The organism is Rhizobium sp. 1399 (genome assembly GCF_031455475.1).
Taxonomy (GTDB): domain Bacteria; phylum Pseudomonadota; class Alphaproteobacteria; order Rhizobiales; family Rhizobiaceae; genus Rhizobium.
The window spans coordinates 530,105-550,897 of record NZ_JAVDSU010000004.1; the positions used below are offsets into that span (position 1 = coordinate 530,105).

Below are 20,793 nucleotides of genomic sequence, written 5' to 3' on the forward strand. Positions count from 1 at the left end.
TTGGCTTTCTCCATTGCAACGGCGGGCCTGTCCCGCCGTTCTTTTTTGTGGGATCGCGCTTGACCTTGCTCGCAATTCGCGGGGCGGCCCTTATGATTCGAGTATGACCGAATCAAAAGCAATGATCCTCGGCTGCAGCGGCCTCAAGCTGACCGACGAAGAGAAAGCCTTCTACAAGGCTGAACGCCCCTGGGGCTTCATCCTCTTCAGGCGAAATATTTCCGAAGCCCAGCAGATCAGCGATCTCGTTGCCGAGCTGCGTGAATGCGTCGGCTGGCATGCGCCTGTGCTGATCGATCAAGAAGGCGGCCGCGTCCAGCGCATCCGCCCGCCGATGCTGCAGCACTATCCGCCGGGACAGGCGCTTGGCGATCTCTATCGCCGCGACCGGGCGCTTGGGCTGCGCGCCGCCTGGCTGATGTCGCGCCTGCATGCCTTCGATCTCCAGAGGTTCGGTATCAATGTCGATTGCCTGCCGGTGCTGGACGTACCGGTCGAAGGCAGCAGCAATGTCATCGGCAACAGAGCCTATGGGGGTGATCCCGTCACCGTCACGGAAATGGGGCGGGCCGCCGCCGCGGGGCTGAAAGCCGGCGGCCTGCTGCCGGTCATGAAGCACATGCCGGGGCATGGGCGTGGTTTTGCGGATTCACATCTGGAGCTGCCCGTTGTAACGGTGTCGCGCGAGGAGCTGGAAGCGCACGACTTCCCGCCCTTCGTTGCCATGAAGGACGAATTGATGGCGATGACCTGCCATGTCGTCTTCACTGCCATCGACCCGGATAATCCGGCGACCACCTCCCGCAAGGTGATCGATGAGGTGATCCGCACCGAGATCGGCTTCAAGGGACTGCTGCTGTCGGACGACACCTCGATGAACGCGCTTGCCGGCACGATTGGCGAACGAGCGGCGAATATCATTGCAGGCGGCTGTGATATCGTGCTGCACTGCAACGGCCATATGGACGAGATGCGCGAGGTCGTGGCAAATGTTCCGCCGCTGACAGGTCTTGCGCGCGAGCGGGCACGACTGGTGGAAGGTTTCCCGACGGCCGATGCTACGGACGAGGCAGCGATAAGAGCAGAATTCGACGCGATGTTTGCGACAGCGTGAGCAGGGGCCTGAAAGGCAGGGTAGGGTGAACACGATCAAGGGCACGGAGCGGTCTCAGGCGGCGGCAACGCCGATGGACAAGCTGTGGCAGGAGAATGGCGCCGAGCGCGCTACTCATGAGCCGGCACTCGTCATCGACGTCGCCGGCTTCGAAGGCCCGCTCGATCTCCTGCTTTATCTGGCTCGCAACCAGAAGGTCGATCTGTCGCGCATTTCCGTTCTGGCCCTTGCCGAGCAGTATCTGCAGTTTGTCGAAAGCGCGCGGCGTATCCGCATCGAGCTCGCCGCCGATTATCTCGTTATGGCGGCTTGGCTTGCCTACCTGAAATCGCGACTGCTGATCCCGCAGCAGATCAAGGACGACGGCCCTTCAGGTGAGGAGATGGCTGCAACGCTCGCCTTCCGCCTGAAGCGGTTGGAAGCGATGCGCCAGGTGGCCGACGGTCTCGTCAACCGCAACCGGCTCGGCCGGGATATTTTTGTCCGCGGCGCGCCGGAGCATATCCCGGATCGCCAGCAGTCCGATTATGTTGCCAACCTCTACGACCTCTTGAGCGCCTATGCTGCGTTGCGCCAGCGCCACGCGATCACCCAGGTGACGATCGAGCGCCGCAATGTCTGGTCGCTTACCGATGCCCGTGAACTGCTGACCCAGCTAATCGGCGATATCGTCGACTGGACGGCGCTCGAACAATATCTGCTGCGTTATCTCGCCAGTCCCGCCGAGCGCGTCACTGCCGTCGCCAGCGCATTTGCCGCCTCGCTGGAGCTGGTGCGCGAAGGGAAGCTCGAAATACGCCAGGACGGCGCCTTCCAGCCGATCTATATGCGCCGCGGCCCGAAACATGCCACCTTGCAAGTGGTCGAACAGGAGCAGTCGGATTGATCGACGTGCAAGACGATGACTTTGAAGGCCAAGACGGGGAAGGCGAGGGCATTGTCCGCGATCTGAAGGCTGAAATAGAGGCTGAGCGCATAGCTGAAGCGTTGGTTTTCGCCTCCGCCCAGCCGGTATCCGAAGGCTTCATCACTGAGCGTCTGCCAAAGGGATTTAACGCGCATGAGATCATGCTGCGCCTGAAGGAGCAGTACGCGCCGCGCGGCGTCAATCTTGTGCAGGTCGACAGCGCCTGGGCCTTCCGCACGGCGGCTGATCTTTCCTTCGTCATCCGCCGCGACGAGAACGAGGTCAAGAAACTCTCTCGCGCAGCACTCGAAGTGCTTGCGATCATTGCCTATCACCAGCCGGTGACGCGCGCCGAGATCGAAGATATCAGAGGTGTCCAGACCTCCCGCGGCACTCTCGACGTTCTCATGGAGGCGGGCTGGGTACGTTTCCGCGGCCGCCGCCGCACGCCGGGCCGGCCTGTTACGCTTGGCACGACGCGAGATTTTCTCGACCATTTCGGCCTTGAGGAATTGCGCGACTTGCCGGGCCTTGAAGAGCTGAAGGGTGCCGGCCTCCTGTCCGGCCGCATCCCCGCTAATTTCAATATTCCTTCGCCCCTCATGAACGACGAACTGACCGAGGATGAGGATCCGATCACCCAGATGGATCTCGAGGAACTCGGACTGCTGGCCCCCGGCGGCGCGTCCGAGGAATAACGAAGCTTGGTCTTGCTTTTGCCACGCCCGCGCAAAACAATGTCAATCACGACTTTTCGATGGATGAATGACTTGTCACAAAGGCCGATACCGTGACATTAAGCTCAATCCAGAAGGATTGATGTTGGAAACCGTATTGGAAATTCTTACATCGAGGGAACATCGCAACAGGGAGTATGGGTAATGGGTTCTTTTAGCATGTGGCACTGGCTGATCGTTCTGGCCATCGTGCTTTTGTTGTTCGGTCGCGGCAAGATCCCGGAACTGATGGGCGACGTTGCCAAGGGCATCAAGAGCTTCAAAAAGGGCATGACGGACGAAGACGCGCCGGAAGCAGCAAAGACCGTCGATCACAAGGCCGACGAAACGAAGTAATCACGTACGGGAAAGGGCGCTGCCCCCGCGCCGCCCGTTCAGGAGCCTTGCATGTTCGATATTGGCTGGACCGAACTTTTGGTTATCGCGGTCGTTCTGATCGTGGTTGTCGGTCCCAAGGATCTGCCACCGATGCTGCGCGCTTTCGGCAAGATGACGGCACGCGCCCGTAAGGTCGCGGGTGAGTTTCGTGCCCAGTTCGACGAAGCGCTGCGCGAAGCCGAGCTTGACGACGTGCGTAGCACGATCAGCGACGCCCAGAAGCTCAACCCGGTCAACAGCCTGCGCGAGGCGATGAACCCGCTGCGCCAGATGGGGAACGAGATCAAGGCCGACCTGCAGAATTCGACGAAGGTCGAGAAGCCGGCAGAACAGCGCCCGCTAGAGCAGGGCGCCGAGACTGCGACGGAAGTGCCGCCTGCGGAATTTTCCGCGCCGGCGCCGTCCATGAGCCTGCCGGAAACACCGCCGGTCGTTCCTGCGCCGCAGCCGGTCGCTGCCGCCACTGTTGCTCCGGTCGCCGTGGCCGAAAAGCCGAAGGCCGTGCGCAAGCCGCGCGTGAAGGCTGCAGACAAGGCTGATGCCGTTGCATTGGTCGCGGCACCGGCCGCCGAGAAGCCGAAGCGCGCTGCCGCTACAAAGAAGCCGGCCGCTCTCGCAAAGCCGGCCGCCAAAAAGAAGAAGGATGAGGCATGAGCGGTGATACACAAGACAAGCCGCAGCCGTTGATCGAGCACCTGATGGAGCTGCGCACGCGGCTGATCTGGTCGATCGCCGCCTTCTTCATCGCCTTCATCGCGTGCTTCATTTTCGCCAAGCACATCTTCAATTACCTCGTCTATCCCTACAAGCTTGCTGTCAGCTGGGCCCATCTCGACGTTGAGAAGGCGCAGCTAATCTATACGGCGCCGCAGGAATTCTTCTTCACGCAGGTCAAGGTCGCTATGTTCGGCGGTCTCGTGATCGCCTTCCCGATCATCGCCGCGCAGATCTACAAGTTCGTCGCTCCCGGCCTCTACAAGAACGAACGCCAGGCTTTCCTGCCGTTCCTGATCGCATCGCCGATCCTGTTCCTCATGGGTGGCGCGCTGGTCTATTTCTTCTTCACGCCGATGGTCATGTGGTTCTTTCTGTCGATGCAGCAGGCGCCGGGCCATGACGAAGTGGCGATCTCGCTCCTGCCGAAGGTCTCGGAATATCTGAGCCTGATCATGACGCTGGTCTTCTCCTTCGGCCTTGTCTTCCAGCTGCCGGTCATCACCACGCTTCTGGCCCGCGTCGGTCTTCTGACGTCGCAATGGCTCGCCGAAAAGCGCAAGTTTGCGATCGTGCTTGCCTTCGTCGTGGCGGCGGTGCTGACGCCGCCCGATCCCATGTCCCAGATCGGCCTTGCGCTGCCGACGATCCTTCTCTACGAGATTTCCATCTACGCGGCACGACTCGTGGAGCGTCAGCGTTCCAAACAGGCGCTTGAAGAGGCCAGCGAATCCTCTGACGTCGCCAAGACGGACAGCGTCTGAGCGCATCAGGACATTTCACTGAGTTCTGCCGTTTCCCATCCGGTCGGGGTTTTCTCCGACCGGTTCATTCCTGTTGAAACGATCTGGAACGACGATGCTCGATATCAAATGGATCCGTGAGAATCCCGAGGCCCTCGATGCCGCCCTTGCAAAGCGCGGAGCGGAGCCTCAGTCGCAATCTCTCATCGCCCTTGACGAGAAGCGCCGCTCCGCCGTGCAGAAGGCGCAGGATCTGCTGTCCCGCCGCAACACCGCCTCCAAGGAGATCGGTGCCGCCATGGCGCAGAAGAACGCCGAGCTTGCCGACAAGCTGAAGGGCGAGGTCGCCGAGATCAAGGAAACGCTGCCGGCTGCCGAAGAGGAAGAGCGTGCACTTTCCGCCGAGCTCAACGACCAGCTTTCGCGCATCCCGAACGTGCCGCTCGATGAGGTGCCTGTCGGCAAGGACGAGCACGACAATGTCGTGACGCGTATCGTCGGCGAAAGGCCGCGCTGGAACCACGCGCCGAAGGAGCATTTCGAAATCGGCGAAGCCCTCGGCTATATGGATTTCGAACGTGCCACCAAGCTCTCCGGTTCGCGCTTCACGGTGTTGACCGGCCCGCTCGCCAAGCTGGAACGCGCGCTCGGCCAGTTCATGATCGACCTCCACACAACCGAACATGGCTATACCGAAGTGTCTTCGCCGTTGATGGTGCGGGGCGAGGCACTGTTCGGCACCGGCAACCTGCCGAAGTTCGAGGAAGATCTCTTCAAGACGACGGACGGCCGGTACCTCATCCCGACGGCGGAAGTGACGCTGACCAACCTGGTTCGCGAGGAAATCCTCGATCAGGAAAAGCTGCCGCTGCGCTTCACCGCTCTCACGCCGTCCTTCCGTTCGGAGGCGGGATCTGCCGGCCGCGATACCCGCGGCATGCTGCGCCAGCACCAGTTCTGGAAGTGCGAGCTTGTCTCGATTACTGACGCCGAGAGCTCGCTCGCCGAACATGAGCGCATGACGGCCTGCGCCGAAGAAGTGTTGAAGCGCCTGGGTCTGCATTTCCGCACGATGACACTTTGCACGGGCGACATGGGCTTCGGCTCGCGCAAGACCTATGACCTCGAAGTCTGGCTGCCGGGTCAGAACACTTTCCGCGAGATTTCGTCCTGCTCTGTCTGCGGCGATTTCCAGGCGCGGCGCATGAACGCCCGCTATCGCGGCAAGGACGACAAGGCGACGAAGTTCGTTCATACGCTGAACGGCTCCGGTACGGCTGTCGGCCGCTGCCTGATCGCGGTCTTGGAAAATTATCTGAACGAGGATGGTTCGGTCACGATTCCGGACGTTTTGCAGCCCTATATGGGCGGCCTGACGAAGATCGAACGGGCGGCTTGAGACCATGCGCATCCTGCTGACGAATGACGACGGTATCCATGCCGAAGGCTTGGGTGCGCTGGAACGGATCGCAAGGGCGCTTTCTGACGATGTCTGGATTGTTGCCCCCGAAACCGACCAGAGCGGCCTTGCGCATTCGCTCAGCCTTTCGGAGCCGTTGCGGCTCCGGAAGATTTCCGACAAGCACTATGCGCTGCGCGGCACGCCGACCGATTGCGTCATCATGGGCATCAAGCAGGTGCTGGATATCAAGCCGGACCTCGTTTTGTCCGGCGTTAACTCCGGCTCCAATGTCGCCGACGACGTGACCTATTCCGGCACCATAGCCGGCGCCATCGAAGGAACGATGCAGGGCGTGCGCTCCTTCGCCCTCAGTCAGGCCTATATCTATGATGACGGTGCCCGGATCCTGCCCTGGGAGGTGTGTGAGGCTCACGCTCCGGCGCTGCTCGAAAAGCTGATGACGGTCGATCTTCCTGAGGGCACCTTCCTGAACCTCAACTTCCCGAACTGTCGTCCTGATGAAGTCGAGGGCGTTGAAGTGACCGCGCAAGGCAAGCTTGCCTTCAACCTGCAGGTCGATGCGCGCACGGATGGCCGCGGCTTTCCCTATTACTGGCTGAAATTCGGCGAACGCGCCGGCGCCTTTACCGAGGGCAGCGATATTCACGCCCTCAAGCATAATAAGATTTCGGTAACACCTTTGAAACTTGATCTGACCGATTATTCCGTGACGGACCGCGTGGCGCGGGCCCTCGGACACGGAGTAAAGGGTTGACGGCAAAACTGGCCGAGAAGGAAGGCTTCGCAGCGCTGGTCTTGAGATTGCGCGCGGAAGGCATTTCCGACATCGATTTGCTGACGGCTGTCGAGCAGACGCCGCGCTCGCTTTTCGTCCCGCCGCAATTTACCGAGAACGCCTATTCCAGCCGCACGATCCCGATCGAGTGCGGTTCCTTTCTGGAGGGCGTCGATTTCGCCGTCCGTCTTTTGCATCACCTGAAGGTCCGCCCCGGTCAGCGCGTACTCGAGATCGGCACGGGCAGCGGCTTTACCGCGGCGGTTATCGGTCGCATTGCAGAACGCGTGCTGACGGTCGATCGCTACAAGACGCTGACGCTTTCGGCCCAGCGCCGCATGGAAAAGCTCAGCCTGCGCAGCGTCATCATCCGCCAGGCCGATGGCAGCGGCGGCATGCAGGGCGAGGGCACTTTTGACCGCATCCTCGTTACGGCCGCTTTCAATTCCATGCCGCGCTTCTATGCCGATCAGCTGGTGTCCGGCGGTTCCATGATTGCGCCGCTGATGATCTCCGAGAATGAGTGCCGCATGGTGCGGCTGACAAAGACCGGCAGCCGCTTCGAGCGGGAAGAGCTCTTCGACGCTCCCTATCTGCCGATTGTTCCAAGGCTTGCTTCGCAGCTCTAGACCGGCAGCTCGCAAGGCCCGGCGGGCTATGATTTTTCGCCCGCAAACTTATGGTTATCAAGTTCTCAAAAATATAGCACTGATTCCAGCGCCTTAACCGCATGGTAACACTAACGCGCTTTAATAGATTCACAAATGGTTGCGTTCTAAGTGGGTCGAGTCATGCGTTTCAGTCTTTCGCCGAAGTTCGGGAAATCGGCCGGCAATTTTCTGGTCGTCGCCTTGCTGGCGAGTGCAGCAACAGGCTGCAGCTCCGATGTAACACGTTTCGGCAATCTGTTTTCTTCCTCCGGGCAGGATCAGATGACGACGAATTCGATCCCGCGCAGGGGTTTCAACGGGCCGCAGGGCGACCCGGTGCCGCGCGCCGATCTTGGTGGTTCGGCCATGCAGCCGTCTTACGCTCAGAACAATACGATGAGCCAGCCCTATCCGGGCCGCCCGAGCTTTGATCCGGTTGTCACATCCGGCTCCGCCGCACGGATGGCATCCGCACCGGTTTCCGTTCAGCGCACCGAACTCGCTCCGCCGAGCGCAGGGTCCGTTTCTCCCCGTCAGCGGGAAAGAGACGTTGCGCTTGCCCAGCCGTTTCCAGCCGCTCCGAAGCCCGATCGCATTGCTCCGGCGGGCATGAATGCGCCGAGAGTTACTCCCGATACGCTGACGACGGGCACGACGCCGAAGGTTTCGGGCTGGTCGGGGACCAATGCTCCGTCGGTCACGCTGCGTCCGGGTGAAAACATCGCTGTCCTTTCCCGCCGCTACGGCGTTCCGGAAAAGGAAATCCTGCGTGTCAACAATCTGAAGACGGCTTCAGCTGCGCAGCCCGGCCAGGCGATCCTCATCCCGACCTTCAACGGCGGCAACAATGCTGCCAAGGCTGCAGCTCAGTCCGCCGACCTTTCCAAGCCCGGCAACCTGCCGCAGCCGACGAAGGGCCAGGAGCAGAAGGTTGCTGTCGTTCCGGGTGCCAATTCGGCTCGCGACAAGACTGTCGCGAGTGCAGATCCAACGGGCAAAGCTCCTCCGGCAGGCGGCAAGAATCCGAATGGTGCTGCGGGAACCTACACAGTCAAGCAGGGTGACTCGCTAGCCAAGATCGCCAAGGCGACGGGTGCCAACATCGACGATATCAAGGCAGCCAACAATCTGTCGGCGAGCTCGATCCGCATCGGCCAGGAGTTGAAGATCCCGAACGGCGGAGCTTCTGCCGACACGATCAAGACGGCCTCCATCCCGGCGCAGAAGGTCGAGCAGGTCAAGCCTGCCCAGCCGGCGAGCCCCCCGGTCCAGACGGCCTCCGCGCAGCCGGCGCCCTACAAGGCCCCTGCCGCCACGCAGACAGTCGATGACGTCGAGAAGAAGTCCGATGTCAGCGCTGCTGCTCCTGAAGCCACCGGCATCGGCAAATATCGCTGGCCGGTTCGCGGCCAGGTGATCGCTGCCTATGGCGCCAACGTCAACGGCAGCCGCAATGATGGCATCGATATCTCGGTTCCGCAGGGGACTGCGATCAAGGCTGCCGAAAACGGCGTTGTCATCTATGCCGGTAATGGCCTGAAGGAACTCGGCAACACGGTTCTCGTCCGTCACGACGACGGCACCGTCACCGTCTACGGCAATGCCGATACGCTGAGCGTTACCCGCGGCCAGAAGATCCAGCGTGGCCAGACGGTCGCCATGTCGGGCATGAGCGGCAACGTCAAGCAGCCGCAGGTTCACTTTGAGGTTCGCAAGGATGCGTCCCCGGTCAACCCCATGACATTTCTTGAATAGGTGAGATTTCTGAGCAGGTAGAGCGTCTCAGGAAAGTGCAAAAGCCCGGCCAGCAGCCGGGCTTTTGTCGTTTTAGGCGTGTCGCCCAAAGTCCGCAGTGGTTTTGCTAGAACGACACGCGTGAGGAAATGCTCAAGCGCGGTCGAGATGGACGCGCATGCGGCCGGCCAGATCCTGGATATATTGCCAGGCAACGCGACCGGAGCGGGCGCCGCGGGTCGTTGCCCATTCCAGCGCCTCGGCATGCATCCTCTCGCGCTCAAGGCCGAGCTTGAAGTGTTCGGCGTAGCCGTCGATCATCGTCAGATAATCTTCCTGGCTGCATTTGTGGAAGCCGAGCCACAGGCCGAAGCGGTCCGAGAGTGACACCTTCTCCTCGACGGCTTCGGACGGATTGATTGCCGTCGACTGCTCGTTTTCCATCATGTGGCGCGGCAGCAGGTGGCGCCGGTTGGACGTGGCATAGAACAGCACATTGTCCGGCCGCCCTTCCACGCCGCCATCGAGCGCCGCCTTGAGCGACTTATAGGCGGTATCGTCGTGGTCGAAGGAGAGGTCGTCGCAGAAGACGATAACGCGATGCGGCGTATCCTTGAGGAGGTCGAGGAGCGTCGGCAGGCTGGCAATATCTTCGCGATGCACTTCGACGAGTTTCAACGATACGCTGCTCTCGCGGCGCACATCTTCATGCACGGCCTTGACCAGCGAGGACTTGCCCATGCCACGCGCGCCCCAGAGCAGCACGTTGTTGGCTGCATAGCCCTCGGCAAAACGCACGGTGTTTTCGTGCAGGATGTCGCGCACGTGATCGACGCCACGGATAAGCTTTAGCGCCACGCGATTGGGACGCCTGACGGGCTGCAGATAATGGCGCGCAGGGGACCAGACGAAACAGTCAGCGGCGTTCCAGTCATTGGCAGCGGGCGCCGGTCCCGCCAGCCGTTCGACCGCATCCGCAAGCCTCTTCAGCTCCTGAAGCAGAACACTATTGATTTCTTCGGCCATCGGGTGCCTCCTTCATAGATTGCAGCGATAATCCGCTTTCGCTTTTTTGATGCCGGGTAGCATGGCCTTTCCACAGCGGAAAGGTTATGAGGCAGCGGAATCGGTACGCTTTCCGGCTGTTTTTGTTGCATTCATAAAGGCTGCAACTATAGTCCGGCGACTTGAAAAGAGAGGCGGGGTTCCGCCGCCCATAGCCTGAGGAGCTTAGCATGTTTATCACCCCGGCATTTGCCCAGAGCGCAACTGACGCCACGAGTGCTTTCGGCGGCTCAGGCCTCGAAATGATCATCCTATTCGTGCCGCTGATGGTGGTCTGGTATTTCCTGCTCATCCGCCCGCAGCGCGCGCAGGCCAAGAAGCGTGAGGAGACCTTGAAGGCGATCCGTCGCGGCGACCAGATCGTTACCGGCGGCGGCCTCGTTGGCAAGGTCACGAAGGTTGTCGACGAGAAGGAAGTCGAAGTCGAAATCGCCGAAGGCGTGCGCGTGCGCATCGTCCGCACCGGCATTTCCGAAGTCCGCGTAAAGGGCGAGCCGGTCAAGGCCGACGCTGCTTAACATGCGATAGCAACACCCGCCGGATCGGAAGATAGTCGAGAGAATGCACCATTTTTCCCGCTTAAAGACACTTCTGATCTGGTTGGTCGCGATTGCCGCATTTATCGTCGCTGCGCCCAATCTCCTGAGCCAGGCGCAGCTCTCCTCCCTGCCAAGCTGGCTCCGGCAGGATCGCGTCACCCTCGGTCTCGATCTGCAGGGTGGCTCCTATATCGTACTCCGCCTCGAACGGTCCGACATTATCCGGGACCGGCTCGAGGCAACGGTTGCCAGCGTTCGTGATGCGCTCCGCAGAGCCGGCATCCGCTATACGGGGCTTACCGGAACTGCACAGACGGTGACAGTCAAGGTTACCGATGCGGCGCAGCTTCAGGCCGCAGCCGATCTCCTGAAATCACTGACCTCAGCCAATGTTTCGCTCCAGCAGAGCAATGACGGCCAGTTGACGCTGCAGATCTCCGACAAGGCGATCGATGCCGACACGGTTGCTGCGCGGACCCGCTCGCTCGATATTGTCGCCCGCCGCATCGCCGGTTTCGGCAAAGAGAATTTCACTGTTCGTCCTGACGGGGACGATCGTATCGCCGTGCAGGTTCTGGGCTCCGTCGATGCCGAACGGCTGAAGAACCTGCTGAACGAACCCGCCGCACTCTCCTTCCACCTCATTGATGAGAGCATGACCGGCCAGCAGGCGCTTGCCGGCCGCTGGCCCGCGACATCGCAGGTGCTTTATTCGCTGGATGATCCGCCGGTTCCCTATCTCGTCGATCGCACGGCGATAGCGACAGGCGCTGATTTTGCCGAAGTCGATACGAAGACCGATCCGCAAACGCAGGACAGCGCCATTGTCTACCGGCTGAATGCCGAGGCGGCAAAGCGTCTGGCGCAGGCAACGACTGCCAATGTGGGCAAACATCTTGCCATTGTCTTTGATGATCAAGTCATGGCGAACCCGGTCATCGAAGCGCCGACCTCCGATGGTAGCGGCGAGATATCGGCCAATTTCTCCGAAGAGGGCGTTCAGGATCTGGCCGTCATGTTGCGGGCCGGCGCACTGCCTGCGACGCTGACATCAGTGGAAGAGCGCACCGTCAGCCCGGTCTTCGGCTCGGAATCCGTTTTCTCCGGTCTTGTCGCCGGCATTGTCGCTGTCGTGCTCGTCGCAACGCTGATGATCGCGCTCTACCGGATGCTCGGCATCATCGCCGTCGTGTCGCTGGCCTTCAATCTGGTGCTGATCGTCGCAGTGTTGAGCCTTGCGGGTGCGATATTGACGCTTCCAGGCATTGCAGGCCTCGTGCTGATCGTCGGCATGGCCGTTGATTCCAATGTGCTGATCTATGAGCGCATCCGCGAAGAGGAGAGAGTGCCGCATACCAACTTCGCCCAGGCGGTCGAGCGTGGCTTCTCGCGGGCTTTCGCTACCATCGTCGATGCCAACGTCACGATCTTCATCGCCGCTGTCATTCTCTTCTTTGTCGGCAGCGAATCCATTCGCGGCTTTGCCGTGACGCTGGCCGTCGGCATCCTCACGACCATCCTGACGGCCTTCACGCTGACGCGCGGCTTCGTGGTTGCCTGGCTTGCAAGACGCCATCCTCGCCATCTGCCGAAGAGCGCGCTGACCGGCCTCTTCGAGCATGCCAATATCCGCTTCATGGGTATTCGCCGCTATGTCTTTACGGCATCGGCAACACTTTGCATCGCCGCCATGCTCGCCTTCGCAACGGTAGGCCTGCAGCTCGGCATCGACTTTACCGGCGGTTCGCTGGTCGAGGTCACGGCGAAGCAGGGCAACGCCGATATTGCCGATCTCAGCGCCCGTCTCAACGAACTGAACCTCGGACCGGTGCGCGTTGAGCGCATCGGCGATGCCACCAACGCCCTGATCCGTGTTGGCTCGCAGGATGGCGGCGAAAATGCCGAGCAGTCGGTCGCAACATTCATTCGTGGTGAATTGGCCGAGGACTACGATTTCCGCCGCGTCGAGGTTGTCGGCCCGGCCGTCTCCGGCGAACTGACCATGCTGGCGACAATTGGCATCCTTACTTCGCTATTTGCTATCCTCGTCTATATCTGGATCCGCTTCGAGTGGCAGTTTGCGGTCGGCGCAATTGTTGCGACGCTGCACGACGTCATCATCATGCTCGGCCTCTTCGTGCTGACCGGTATGGAATTCAATCTGACGAGCGTCGCAGCACTTCTGACCGTCGTCGGCTATTCGCTGAATGATACCGTCGTCGTCTACGACCGCATGCGCGAAAACCTCAAGCGCTACAGGAAGATGCCACTGCCGATCCTAATCGATGCGGCAATCAACCAGACACTCTCGCGCACCATTCTGACGGCGGCCACGACACTGCTTGCGCTCTTTGCGCTCTATGTTTTCGGCGGCGCCGTCATCCGCTCCTTCACTTTCACCATGCTCTTCGGCGTTGCGCTCGGAACATTCTCTTCCATCTATATAGCTGCGCCCGTTCTCATCATCTTCCGGCTGCGGCGGGAGACTGGTGGCGAGGATAAGGGCGACATCAGCATGAAATCCGGCAAGCCGGCGGTATAGATACATGGCAAAAGGCATTGAAATCCGCGACGCCCATTTCCCGGGCCGCGCTCCCATCGACACCTATGGCAATGGCGGCTTCCGCTTTGCAGATATGTCGCATCGCGGCTCCATCCTCTGCCTGCCATCGGGCATCCACGGCTGGGATATGGACATGGCGAAGCCGCTGTCGGTGGAAAATTTCCGCCGTGTGCTTGATGAAGCCGCCGATATCGAAGTGCTGCTCGTCGGTACGGGCACGGAGCTTCGCCGCCTGCCCCAGGAGTTGCGTGCTGCTCTCAAGGCACGGGGTATCTCTTCCGATCCAATGAGCACGGGTGCTGCCGTGCGCACTTTCAATATCATGCTCTCCGAACAGCGTGCCGTCGCCGCCGCCCTGATCGCGGTCTGAACATGGCCGATCCAAAGACAAATCAGGACATCAGCCTGGCGATGCTGCGCGACATCGATCGCGATCGCTACCTTGCCTGCCTGCTGTCGCCTGATGACAAGCGCGGTGCGCTCGCCGCCCTCTATGCCTTCAATGCCGAACTCGCGCGTATCCGCGACCTCGTGCACGAGCCGCTGCCCGGCGAAATCCGCATGCAATACTGGCGCGACCTTCTGGAAGGCAATGCACACGGTTCGACCGAGGCAAATCCGCTCGCAGCCGCCCTTCTTTCGACCGTCGAGACATACCGGCTTCCACGGCAGACGCTCGTCAATATGATAGAGGCGCGAATATTCGATCTCTACGACGACCCGATGGAAAGCCGAACCGCGCTGGAAGGCTATGCGGGTGAGACCGCCTCGGCGCTCATCCAGCTCGCGGGCCTTATCCTTTCCCCGGAAGAGGCGATGAAATCCGCAGATGCGGCCGGTCATGCCGGCGTGGCGCAGGCCATTTCCGGCATGCTGCTGCTGATGCCGCTCCAGCAACGCCGTGGCCAGGTCTATATCCCGCTCGAAATTCTCTCGGCGACGGGCCTCGACCGGGAGACCTTCCTGGCAGGCACAGACAAGCTGCGCATCTCTGCAGCCATCGAAGCATTTGCCGGGCTCGGCCGCGATCACCTTGCCAAGGCGAGGGCATCTGCCCCGTCGCCATCTGTGCTGCCCGCCTTCCTGCCGGTTGCGCTTGCCGAACCGGTGCTGGTGAAGGCGCAGAAGCGCGGTGCAGCCGTTCTGGAAACCTCGCTGCAAGAGCCGCAATGGCGGCGTCAGATGCGCATGGCATTTGCCGGCATGCGCAAGAAAATCTGACGACGGTCAAACTCGCGCAAGTCTCGCGCGTTATGTCAGGCATAACCCCATTCTAAACGGAGAATCCGCGTGGGCATTATCGTCTGGTGCGTTCTTTTCGCCATCGTCATCTTCTTCGCCTTCGTGGCTACGCGCATGGCTGCCCAGAACAAGGAGGATGGCCTGCACGACACGGGCCTTGCCATCATCGAGTTTGGCCGCGCATTCCCCAATGAAGCGATCCGCCAGCTCCAGGCGACCGTTGACGGTCAGGCCGTCTTCGTGCGTCTGCATGACAACAAGGCCGGCTTCATGCGCAACATGTCGCGCCACTTCGCCTGCCATCTGATCGAGCCCGGTACTGTGCGGGTTCTGGCCTCTGAAACCGGCAGGGGGCTGAGCATCGAATATGTCAATGCGCCCTATCACAACAGCACTTACGAGTTTGCTTCGGCCAAGGAGGCGTCGGAAGTGTCGCTCTGGCTGCTCGGCAATTATATTGCCGAGCCGGATAAGGAATTGCCTGCGCCGAATTCGTCCGCCGCAAACGGCCACTAGTCAAAACAAAGCATAGGGCATTCCCGTAAACCGAAGAAAAACGGAAATGCCCGATCTCAGGCGCTTTCGGCGAGCTTGAGGTCCTGACCTAGCCACGCGGCGCAATCTGCCAGCGCCCGTTTGGCAATCAATTGCCGCTTCATGACCGTCTTGTCCTTGCCACGGAAGCGCTTGACCCCTTCAGGCTTGACGATAGAGCCGGGCTGAAGCTCCGGAAACAGACCGAAATTGATGTTCATCGGCTGGAATGAGCGTTTGCCGGGCTCCTCATCGGTGACGATATGGCCGCCGGTGATGTGGCCGAGCAGCGAGCCGAGCGCCGTTGTTGCTGGAGGAGGCGAAACTGGCTCTCCCTTGCGTTCCGCGGCGGCAAAGCGGCCGGCCAGCAGGCCCACGCTTGCGCTTTCCACATAACCTTCGCAACCGGTGATCTGGCCGGCAAAACGCAGGCCCGGCCGCGACTTCAGAGTCAGCGACGGATCGAGCAAGGTGGGCGAGTTGATGTAGGTGTTGCGGTGCAGGCCGCCGAGCCGGGCGAATTCGGCATTCTCAAGCCCTGGGATCATACGGAAGATATCGGCCTGCGCGCCATATTTCAACTTCGTCTGGAAGCCGACCATGTTGTAGAGCGTGCCGAGCGCATTGTCCTGACGAAGCTGCACGACGGCATAGGCTTTCACGGTCGGGTTATGCGCATTGGTGAGGCCCATCGGCTTCATAGGCCCATGGCGCAGCGTCTCGCGCCCGCGCTCGGCCATGACCTCGATCGGCAGGCAGCCGTCGAAATAGGGCGTGCCCTCCCACTCCTTGAATCCAACAGTGTCGCCGGCAATAAGGGCATCGACGAAGGCATTGTACTGCTCTTCGGTCATCGGGCAGTTGATATAGTCCTTGCCGGTGCCGCCGGGACCGACCTTGTCATAACGCGACTGATACCAGCAGATATCCATGTCGATGCTGTCGCGATAGACGATCGGCGCGATGGCATCGAAGAAGGCAAGAGAATCCTCACCCGTTTCCGCCTGGATGGCGCTCGCAAGCGACGGGGCCGTCAGCGGACCGGTGGCGATAACAGCCAAATCCCATTCCTTCGGCGGCAGGCCGGAGATTTCCTCGCGCACGACCGTGATCAGCGGATGCTTGTGGATTGCTTTGGTTACGGCATCAGAGAAGCCATCGCGGTCGACTGCCAGCGCGCCACCTGCCGGCACCTGATGTTTGTCGGCCGATGCCATGATCAGTGAACCGGCCATGCGCATTTCCGCATGGATGACGCCAACGGCATTGCTGGTGGCATCGTCCGAGCGGAAGGAGTTGGAGCAGACAAGCTCGGCAAGCCCATCGGTCTTGTGCGCATCCGTGCCGCGCACGCCGCGCATTTCATGCAGGATCACAGGAACGCCAGCATTGGCGATCTGCCACGCAGCTTCAGAGCCGGCCAGTCCGCCGCCGATGACATGGATAGGGGAGTATGAGGAGTTCTTGGTCATTGGCGGCTGATATCACGGCGGGGAACGCGATCCAACAGCAGAATCGAAACGGCGCCTTCCGGCGCCGCAAGGTAACTAGCTCTGCTCTCGTGTTCCGGGCGATGCCTCGCGCTGGTCGGCATCCTCCAGATCGGTGTCGACGATATAGGCGTCACTATGTTCCCTTGCCGCTTCACGTTGCGCAGCAAGGTTAGGAACGTCGTCCGGAGTTGTTTCCGGCGCATGTTCGTTGAGCGTATCGATTTCGCCCTTTGGCGACTGGGTGCTCTTATTTGGTTTTTCGGGGAGGGTCCTGGTCATTATCTCACCTCCAGAAGCGGTCCGGCGCGGCGGATTGGCGCCCAAGCAGATAGCCGATGCTGAAGGCGAGGACGCCGATGCCGACGACGACAGAGCTTGCCATGTGAGGGTGATCGGCAGCGCCTGTCGCAACGGCCTGCACCTCACGCCTGACAGCGGAGGCAGTATCCGAAGCAGCCTTGCGGATGCCCTCGGGCTTGTTGGCGGGTCGCCCGGTGAAGCCTGCATTGAGTTGGTTTGCCATGGGATGGTCTCCTTTCGTCAAGGAGAACTGCCGGAAAGCCCCAGGGTTCCGATAAGGCGAGGCAAAGCCAAAAACGAAAACGGCGCCTGATGGCGCCGTCTTGGGGAATGGTGCTCGCTATATTAGCGGAACGAGCGGGATGCGATGCTGCGGATGTCGTAACGGCTGACGCCGATATCGGACAGGGTCTGGTTGGACAGGTTGCCCAGTTCGTTGAGCGTGCGGCGGTAGCTAATCCAGCTCTTTGCAATGCGGATCGGGTTCATGATCTTTTCCTCAGATGTCTTGCGCGACCGGCGGGATCGCCGTGTCTGCGGTTGACATCTATATAGTGGAGATCCCTGATATTGTGCAGTGCAAATAAAAGGCGTCTGCTATGCAATTGTGCAATCTGATGCCCGCTAATTATGCAGGGCACGATTTTTGAGCAGGCCAAGAATTAACACTTCTGCAACTTTTGCGGCGGTCTGGCCGATAGGCAAAAAGAAAACGCCCGCTGCGGAGGCAGCAGGCGTTTTGGGAAGGCAATCTGCTTGGGAGGAGCAGCGATTACCTGTACTTAGCGGGCGGATGCTTCGCGAGCAACGCGATGGATGTCCGAACGGTCGATGCCGAGGTCATGCAATTCGCGGTTGGTCATGCGACCGAGTTCAGTAACGGTCTGACGATACTTGCGCCAGTTATTGAAAGAGCGAGAGAAGTTCATGTTAATCCCCTTTCCTAGGGCTTGATCCTGCCAGCAGCCCGTCTTCGGCGCTGACCTCTATTTGATGACCAGAATATATGTTGCGCCGCGAAGAACTAACAGAGCCAAGATTTCAAGCCACCTATGCATGATTCGCAAAGCTCTGGCAGTTTTTTACATGCTTTGGCCATTTTCTGGTCAACGAATAGGCAGAATGATTTTTTCTCAGGCTGCCGTTTTCGCAGATGGATATTTGGCCTACCGGAGGCGTCCGCGAATGGTCTTTCCTATAGGTGCATTTTCTTGATGCGTCTCGGCGAACAACAACAAGGCCTCGCGCTCTGAAGCGCGCTCCCGACTGCCCCAGGCGGCTTAACGCTTGCTTTACCCCTGATTCGCGCGAAGGCCCGAAAAGCTGGCATGCTAATCGTTTAACCACCTGTTAAGCAAAACGCCCACCGGGGGAGGATCCGGTGGGCGTCATGATGGTGACTGGCAACTGGGAGGAGGAGTGTTGCCAGTCTATCGCAGGGCGCTGGGAGGAGGAGTGCGCGTCTGCGAATCTCGTCACGGACATATCATCCGCAGGCTTCCGGAAATCCGGGCCGGGGCGCCGTCCCCGTGCTTCGATATGAGTTAAATAGTATGACTTTTGATTGTTTTGCAGTGCAATATATTCATGAGGGCTATGCGGTTCATGCATGCCTTCTGTGTGGCGTTTATATATTAGCGATGATGCGGTTAGTGTTTCGTTAATGGCTGACCCAATTAAGACCAGTGAGGAATTTGCATATTTCAAATACCGGCGTTTCCGCGCGCCGATCCTGCGCTATAAATGGAGAAGCCGAAGATGGCGGATCAATGCGGGGTAGGGCATGTATCGCGGCAGGTTGGGGCGGGATCTCTCGCTCTGGGTGGAGAAGGGACTTCTTGAGGAGGAGACGGCGAAGACGCTGCTGGCCGAATACGACACGCGCCCGGCAAGTTTCAGCCTCGGCCGCGTGTTGATGGGATTGGCGGCCGTACTGCTCGGGGCCGCCCTGCTGCTTCTCGTCGCATCGAACTGGGAGTATATCCCGCGCCTTGTCCGCGTGGGCCTGATGCTGGCGCTCATCTGGGCGGTTCACATCGGCGCTGCACTTCTTCTTATGCGCGGCGCGCTTGCCACCGCCGGCGGTCTGCTCATCGTCGGTACGCTGAGCTTTGGCGGTGCCATCTCGCTCATCGGCCAGATGTATCATCTCTCAGGCGACGAGGAGACGGTCATGTATCTGTGGTTTGCCGTGGCGACCGTTTCAGCAATCCTTTTCCGCTCTGCTGCGGTAACTGTTGTCGCCGGCTTCCTCTCCTGGGCCTCCTTTGCAGTTTATCTTGAGAATTTCGATACGCGCTGGGTCGGCTCTGGTCCCTATGCGCCGCTTGTCATGGCGGCTGTTGTTATCGGGCTCGTGCGCTTTACCGGTGCCGATCGGGCGCGCCATCTCGCTTATCTGCTGGTGGTCGGCTGGCTCGCTTGGCTCTATGTGCTGACTGATGAGATCTCCGTGGCGATCGCCTTCGCCGTCCTTGGCATGGTGGCTTTCCTGCTGACCGCCTTGCCCGTCCGGCCGATTTCTACGCTCGTCAGAAGCGCAGGTGCCGCCCCGGCATTCTATAGTTTCCTCGTCGCCATCATGGGGTTGTTCCTGCTTCATACCGAGATGGACGAAGGCGGGCGTATGGTCGTGATCGGCCTGCTGACGCTTGCCGCCGCCGTTGTGGGCATCGTGCTGCATGGCCGGGACAATGGCGCCGTACGCTATCTGGCCTATGGCGCCTTCGCCGCCGAGATGCTCTATCTGGCCTCGGTGACGGTCGGCACGATCTTGGGCACGTCGAGCCTCTTCCTGTTCTCGGGCTTGGTGGTCGCAGTCGTCGCCTGGGTTGTCATCCGCCTCGAAAGACGCTTCGCGGCCGGACCAGCAACAGTTGAGGCAGGGGAGGAACGCGCATGAGCTTTGCCTTCGCAAAACCACAGGCTGGCCGCTCTTATATTGTTGCCGCGATCCTCGTCGCTGGCTTGCAGACGCTGATCCTCGGTTACATCATCCAGAGCCGTGCTTCTATCCTGGCAAGCGGCGCCGAAGTATTGCTGAAGACGGCCCCGGTTGATCCGCGCGATTTTCTGCGTGGCGACTACGTGGTTCTGAATTACGATGTATCGTCGGTCCCGGTCTCGACAGTCACCGGCGGCATTCCGGCGGAAGCCGGCGAGCAGACCCTGTGGGTGCGCCTCAAGCGCCAGCAGGACGGCTTCTGGGGCATTGTCGAATCGTCATTCAAGGAATTGCCGGCAGCAGCAGATACGGTCGTACTGCGCAGCCTGCCTTTCTATAGCTATGGTCCCAATAACGGCGAAACGATCCGCGTCGAATACGGGATAGAGCGCTATTACGTGCCGGAGGGCGAAGGCAGGCCGCTGGAGGAGGCCCGGAACGAGGGCGTCGTTTCGATTGCTGCAAGCGTCTCCACCTCCGGTGCCGCGCAGATCCGCAGCCTCGTTGTGGACGGCAAGCCGGCCTATGAAGAGCCTCTCTATTGACAGCCGGGGTGGCTGACGGGAACGGTGCGCTTTTGCCCGCAAATCCCTGTCATTTGCCGTTCATTTTTCCTTTGCCTGTTCTGAATCGGATGATATAGAGACGCCGCGCTCCGGAAGGCCTCATGCGCAGGCATATGCATACGGTTTTGCGAACGCGGGTATGGTGAAATTGGTAGACACGCCAGATTTAGGTTCTGGTGCCGCAAGGCGTGGGAGTTCAAGTCTCTCTACCCGCACCAAGCTGCCTTGCAGGGCGGGAGGACTGGAACTTAGTTGTCCCGGATACCCGGAAAGCGAGTGCTGTTCCGCTTAGAACGGAACGAACAGGAATTGAGAAAAAGCCACGTGCGGCAGTTGGCCGGCGTCGTGCTCACCGAAACGAACGGCGTCTGG

Annotated in this window: 23 protein-coding genes and 1 tRNA gene; 18 read left to right on the top strand and 6 right to left on the bottom strand. The window is 60.2% G+C overall.

Features of this window, described 5'->3' with window-relative positions:
- Nucleotides 1–103 precede the first annotated feature (103 nt).
- The 10 genes from nagZ to J2X71_RS17045 all read left to right on the top strand — a co-directional run bounded on the left by nagZ (nt 104) and on the right by J2X71_RS17045 (nt 9,196).
- The gene (nagZ, locus tag J2X71_RS17000) at nt 104–1,114 is read left to right on the top strand and encodes a beta-N-acetylhexosaminidase (protein WP_310383136.1); all 1,011 of its coding nucleotides are present in this window, start codon (nt 104–106) and stop codon (nt 1,112–1,114) included.
- Nucleotides 1,115–1,139: 25 nt separating this feature from the next.
- Nucleotides 1,140–2,000: a ScpA family protein gene (locus J2X71_RS17005; protein WP_310383138.1), complete on the top strand. Its 861-nt coding sequence runs from the start codon at nt 1,140–1,142 to the stop codon at nt 1,998–2,000.
- Between the two features lie 5 nt (nt 2,001–2,005).
- On the top strand, nt 2,006–2,719 hold the full coding sequence (gene scpB, locus J2X71_RS17010) for an SMC-Scp complex subunit ScpB (RefSeq protein ID WP_405049723.1): 714 nt from the start codon (nt 2,006–2,008) through the stop codon (nt 2,717–2,719).
- Between the two features lie 183 nt (nt 2,720–2,902).
- Nucleotides 2,903–3,094 carry a twin-arginine translocase TatA/TatE family subunit gene (locus J2X71_RS17015; protein WP_007813596.1) on the top strand — a complete coding sequence of 64 codons (192 nt, stop codon included), beginning with the start codon at nt 2,903–2,905 and terminating at the stop codon, nt 3,092–3,094.
- Nucleotides 3,095–3,145: 51 nt separating this feature from the next.
- Nucleotides 3,146–3,790: a Sec-independent protein translocase protein TatB gene (gene tatB / locus J2X71_RS17020; protein ID WP_310383144.1), complete on the top strand. Its 645-nt coding sequence runs from the start codon at nt 3,146–3,148 to the stop codon at nt 3,788–3,790.
- Nucleotides 3,787–4,614, top strand: a complete 828-nt coding sequence (gene tatC / locus J2X71_RS17025) for a twin-arginine translocase subunit TatC (protein ID WP_007813592.1) — start codon at nt 3,787–3,789, stop codon at nt 4,612–4,614. Before tatB ends, tatC begins: the two co-directional genes overlap by 4 nt.
- A gap of 94 nt (nt 4,615–4,708) precedes the next feature.
- A complete protein-coding gene (gene serS / locus J2X71_RS17030; protein WP_310383147.1) occupies nt 4,709–5,992 on the top strand; it encodes a serine--tRNA ligase in 1,284 nt (427 codons plus the stop codon).
- 4 nt (nt 5,993–5,996) lie between these two features.
- A complete protein-coding gene (gene surE, locus J2X71_RS17035) occupies nt 5,997–6,770 on the top strand; it encodes a 5'/3'-nucleotidase SurE (RefSeq protein ID WP_310383149.1) in 774 nt (257 codons plus the stop codon).
- On the top strand, nt 6,767–7,420 hold the full coding sequence (locus J2X71_RS17040; RefSeq protein WP_113322428.1) for a protein-L-isoaspartate(D-aspartate) O-methyltransferase: 654 nt from the start codon (nt 6,767–6,769) through the stop codon (nt 7,418–7,420). Before surE ends, J2X71_RS17040 begins: the two co-directional genes overlap by 4 nt.
- A 162-nt stretch (nt 7,421–7,582) precedes the next feature.
- Nucleotides 7,583–9,196 (top strand): peptidoglycan DD-metalloendopeptidase family protein, encoded by a 1,614-nt coding sequence (locus J2X71_RS17045; protein WP_310383151.1) that lies wholly within the window; start codon nt 7,583–7,585, stop codon nt 9,194–9,196.
- A gap of 132 nt (nt 9,197–9,328) precedes the next feature.
- Here J2X71_RS17045 and J2X71_RS17050 read toward each other — a convergent pair whose 3' ends face one another.
- Nucleotides 9,329–10,201 (bottom strand): ATP-binding protein, encoded by an 873-nt coding sequence (locus tag J2X71_RS17050; RefSeq protein ID WP_113322426.1) that lies wholly within the window; start codon nt 10,199–10,201, stop codon nt 9,329–9,331.
- Between the two features lie 209 nt (nt 10,202–10,410).
- Here J2X71_RS17050 and yajC point away from each other — a divergent pair, with 209 nt between their 5' ends.
- The 5 genes from yajC (at nt 10,411) to J2X71_RS17075 (ending at nt 15,100) form a co-directional block, all read left to right on the top strand.
- On the top strand, nt 10,411–10,758 hold the full coding sequence (yajC, locus tag J2X71_RS17055; protein WP_007813582.1) for a preprotein translocase subunit YajC: 348 nt from the start codon (nt 10,411–10,413) through the stop codon (nt 10,756–10,758).
- 43 nt (nt 10,759–10,801) lie between these two features.
- Nucleotides 10,802–13,321, top strand: coding sequence for a protein translocase subunit SecDF (gene secDF / locus J2X71_RS17060; RefSeq protein WP_310383155.1), 2,520 nt, complete (start codon nt 10,802–10,804; stop codon nt 13,319–13,321).
- A 4-nt stretch (nt 13,322–13,325) separates the two neighbouring features.
- Complete coding sequence (locus J2X71_RS17065; protein WP_310383157.1) at nt 13,326–13,712, top strand: Mth938-like domain-containing protein; 387 nt, start codon at nt 13,326–13,328, stop codon at nt 13,710–13,712.
- Entirely contained in the window at nt 13,709–14,563 is an 855-nt protein-coding gene (locus J2X71_RS17070) for a phytoene/squalene synthase family protein (protein ID WP_405049724.1), read from the top strand. Before J2X71_RS17065 ends, J2X71_RS17070 begins: the two co-directional genes overlap by 4 nt.
- A 69-nt stretch (nt 14,564–14,632) precedes the next feature.
- Nucleotides 14,633–15,100, top strand: coding sequence for a hypothetical protein (locus J2X71_RS17075; protein WP_310383161.1), 468 nt, complete (start codon nt 14,633–14,635; stop codon nt 15,098–15,100).
- A 56-nt stretch (nt 15,101–15,156) separates the two neighbouring features.
- Here the strand turns inward: J2X71_RS17075 and trmFO are convergent, their stop codons facing one another.
- From trmFO to J2X71_RS17100, 5 genes are all read right to left on the bottom strand, one after another.
- A complete protein-coding gene (gene trmFO, locus J2X71_RS17080) occupies nt 15,157–16,590 on the bottom strand; it encodes a methylenetetrahydrofolate--tRNA-(uracil(54)-C(5))-methyltransferase (FADH(2)-oxidizing) TrmFO (RefSeq protein ID WP_310383162.1) in 1,434 nt (477 codons plus the stop codon).
- 75 nt (nt 16,591–16,665) lie between these two features.
- The gene (locus tag J2X71_RS17085; RefSeq protein ID WP_405049725.1) at nt 16,666–17,010 is read right to left on the bottom strand and encodes a hypothetical protein; all 345 of its coding nucleotides are present in this window, start codon (nt 17,008–17,010) and stop codon (nt 16,666–16,668) included.
- The gene (locus J2X71_RS17090; RefSeq protein ID WP_007813566.1) at nt 16,895–17,134 is read right to left on the bottom strand and encodes a hypothetical protein; all 240 of its coding nucleotides are present in this window, start codon (nt 17,132–17,134) and stop codon (nt 16,895–16,897) included. The genes J2X71_RS17085 and J2X71_RS17090 overlap by 116 nt, the downstream gene beginning before the upstream one ends.
- 122 nt (nt 17,135–17,256) lie before the next feature.
- On the bottom strand, nt 17,257–17,400 hold the full coding sequence (locus J2X71_RS38105) for a DUF1127 domain-containing protein (RefSeq protein WP_007813564.1): 144 nt from the start codon (nt 17,398–17,400) through the stop codon (nt 17,257–17,259).
- A gap of 293 nt (nt 17,401–17,693) precedes the next feature.
- Entirely contained in the window at nt 17,694–17,840 is a 147-nt protein-coding gene (locus tag J2X71_RS17100; RefSeq protein ID WP_003558908.1) for a DUF1127 domain-containing protein, read from the bottom strand.
- 854 nt (nt 17,841–18,694) lie between these two features.
- On the opposite strand from J2X71_RS17100, the gene J2X71_RS17105 reads away from it, so the two are divergent.
- The 3 genes from J2X71_RS17105 (at nt 18,695) to J2X71_RS17115 (ending at nt 20,639) form a co-directional block, all read left to right on the top strand.
- Nucleotides 18,695–19,813: a DUF2157 domain-containing protein gene (locus J2X71_RS17105; protein WP_310383185.1), complete on the top strand. Its 1,119-nt coding sequence runs from the start codon at nt 18,695–18,697 to the stop codon at nt 19,811–19,813.
- Nucleotides 19,810–20,400, top strand: coding sequence for a GDYXXLXY domain-containing protein (locus tag J2X71_RS17110; protein WP_310383188.1), 591 nt, complete (start codon nt 19,810–19,812; stop codon nt 20,398–20,400). The genes J2X71_RS17105 and J2X71_RS17110 overlap by 4 nt, the downstream gene beginning before the upstream one ends.
- Nucleotides 20,401–20,554: 154 nt before the next feature.
- Nucleotides 20,555–20,639 (top strand) — tRNA-Leu (locus J2X71_RS17115).
- Nucleotides 20,640–20,793 lie beyond the last annotated feature (154 nt).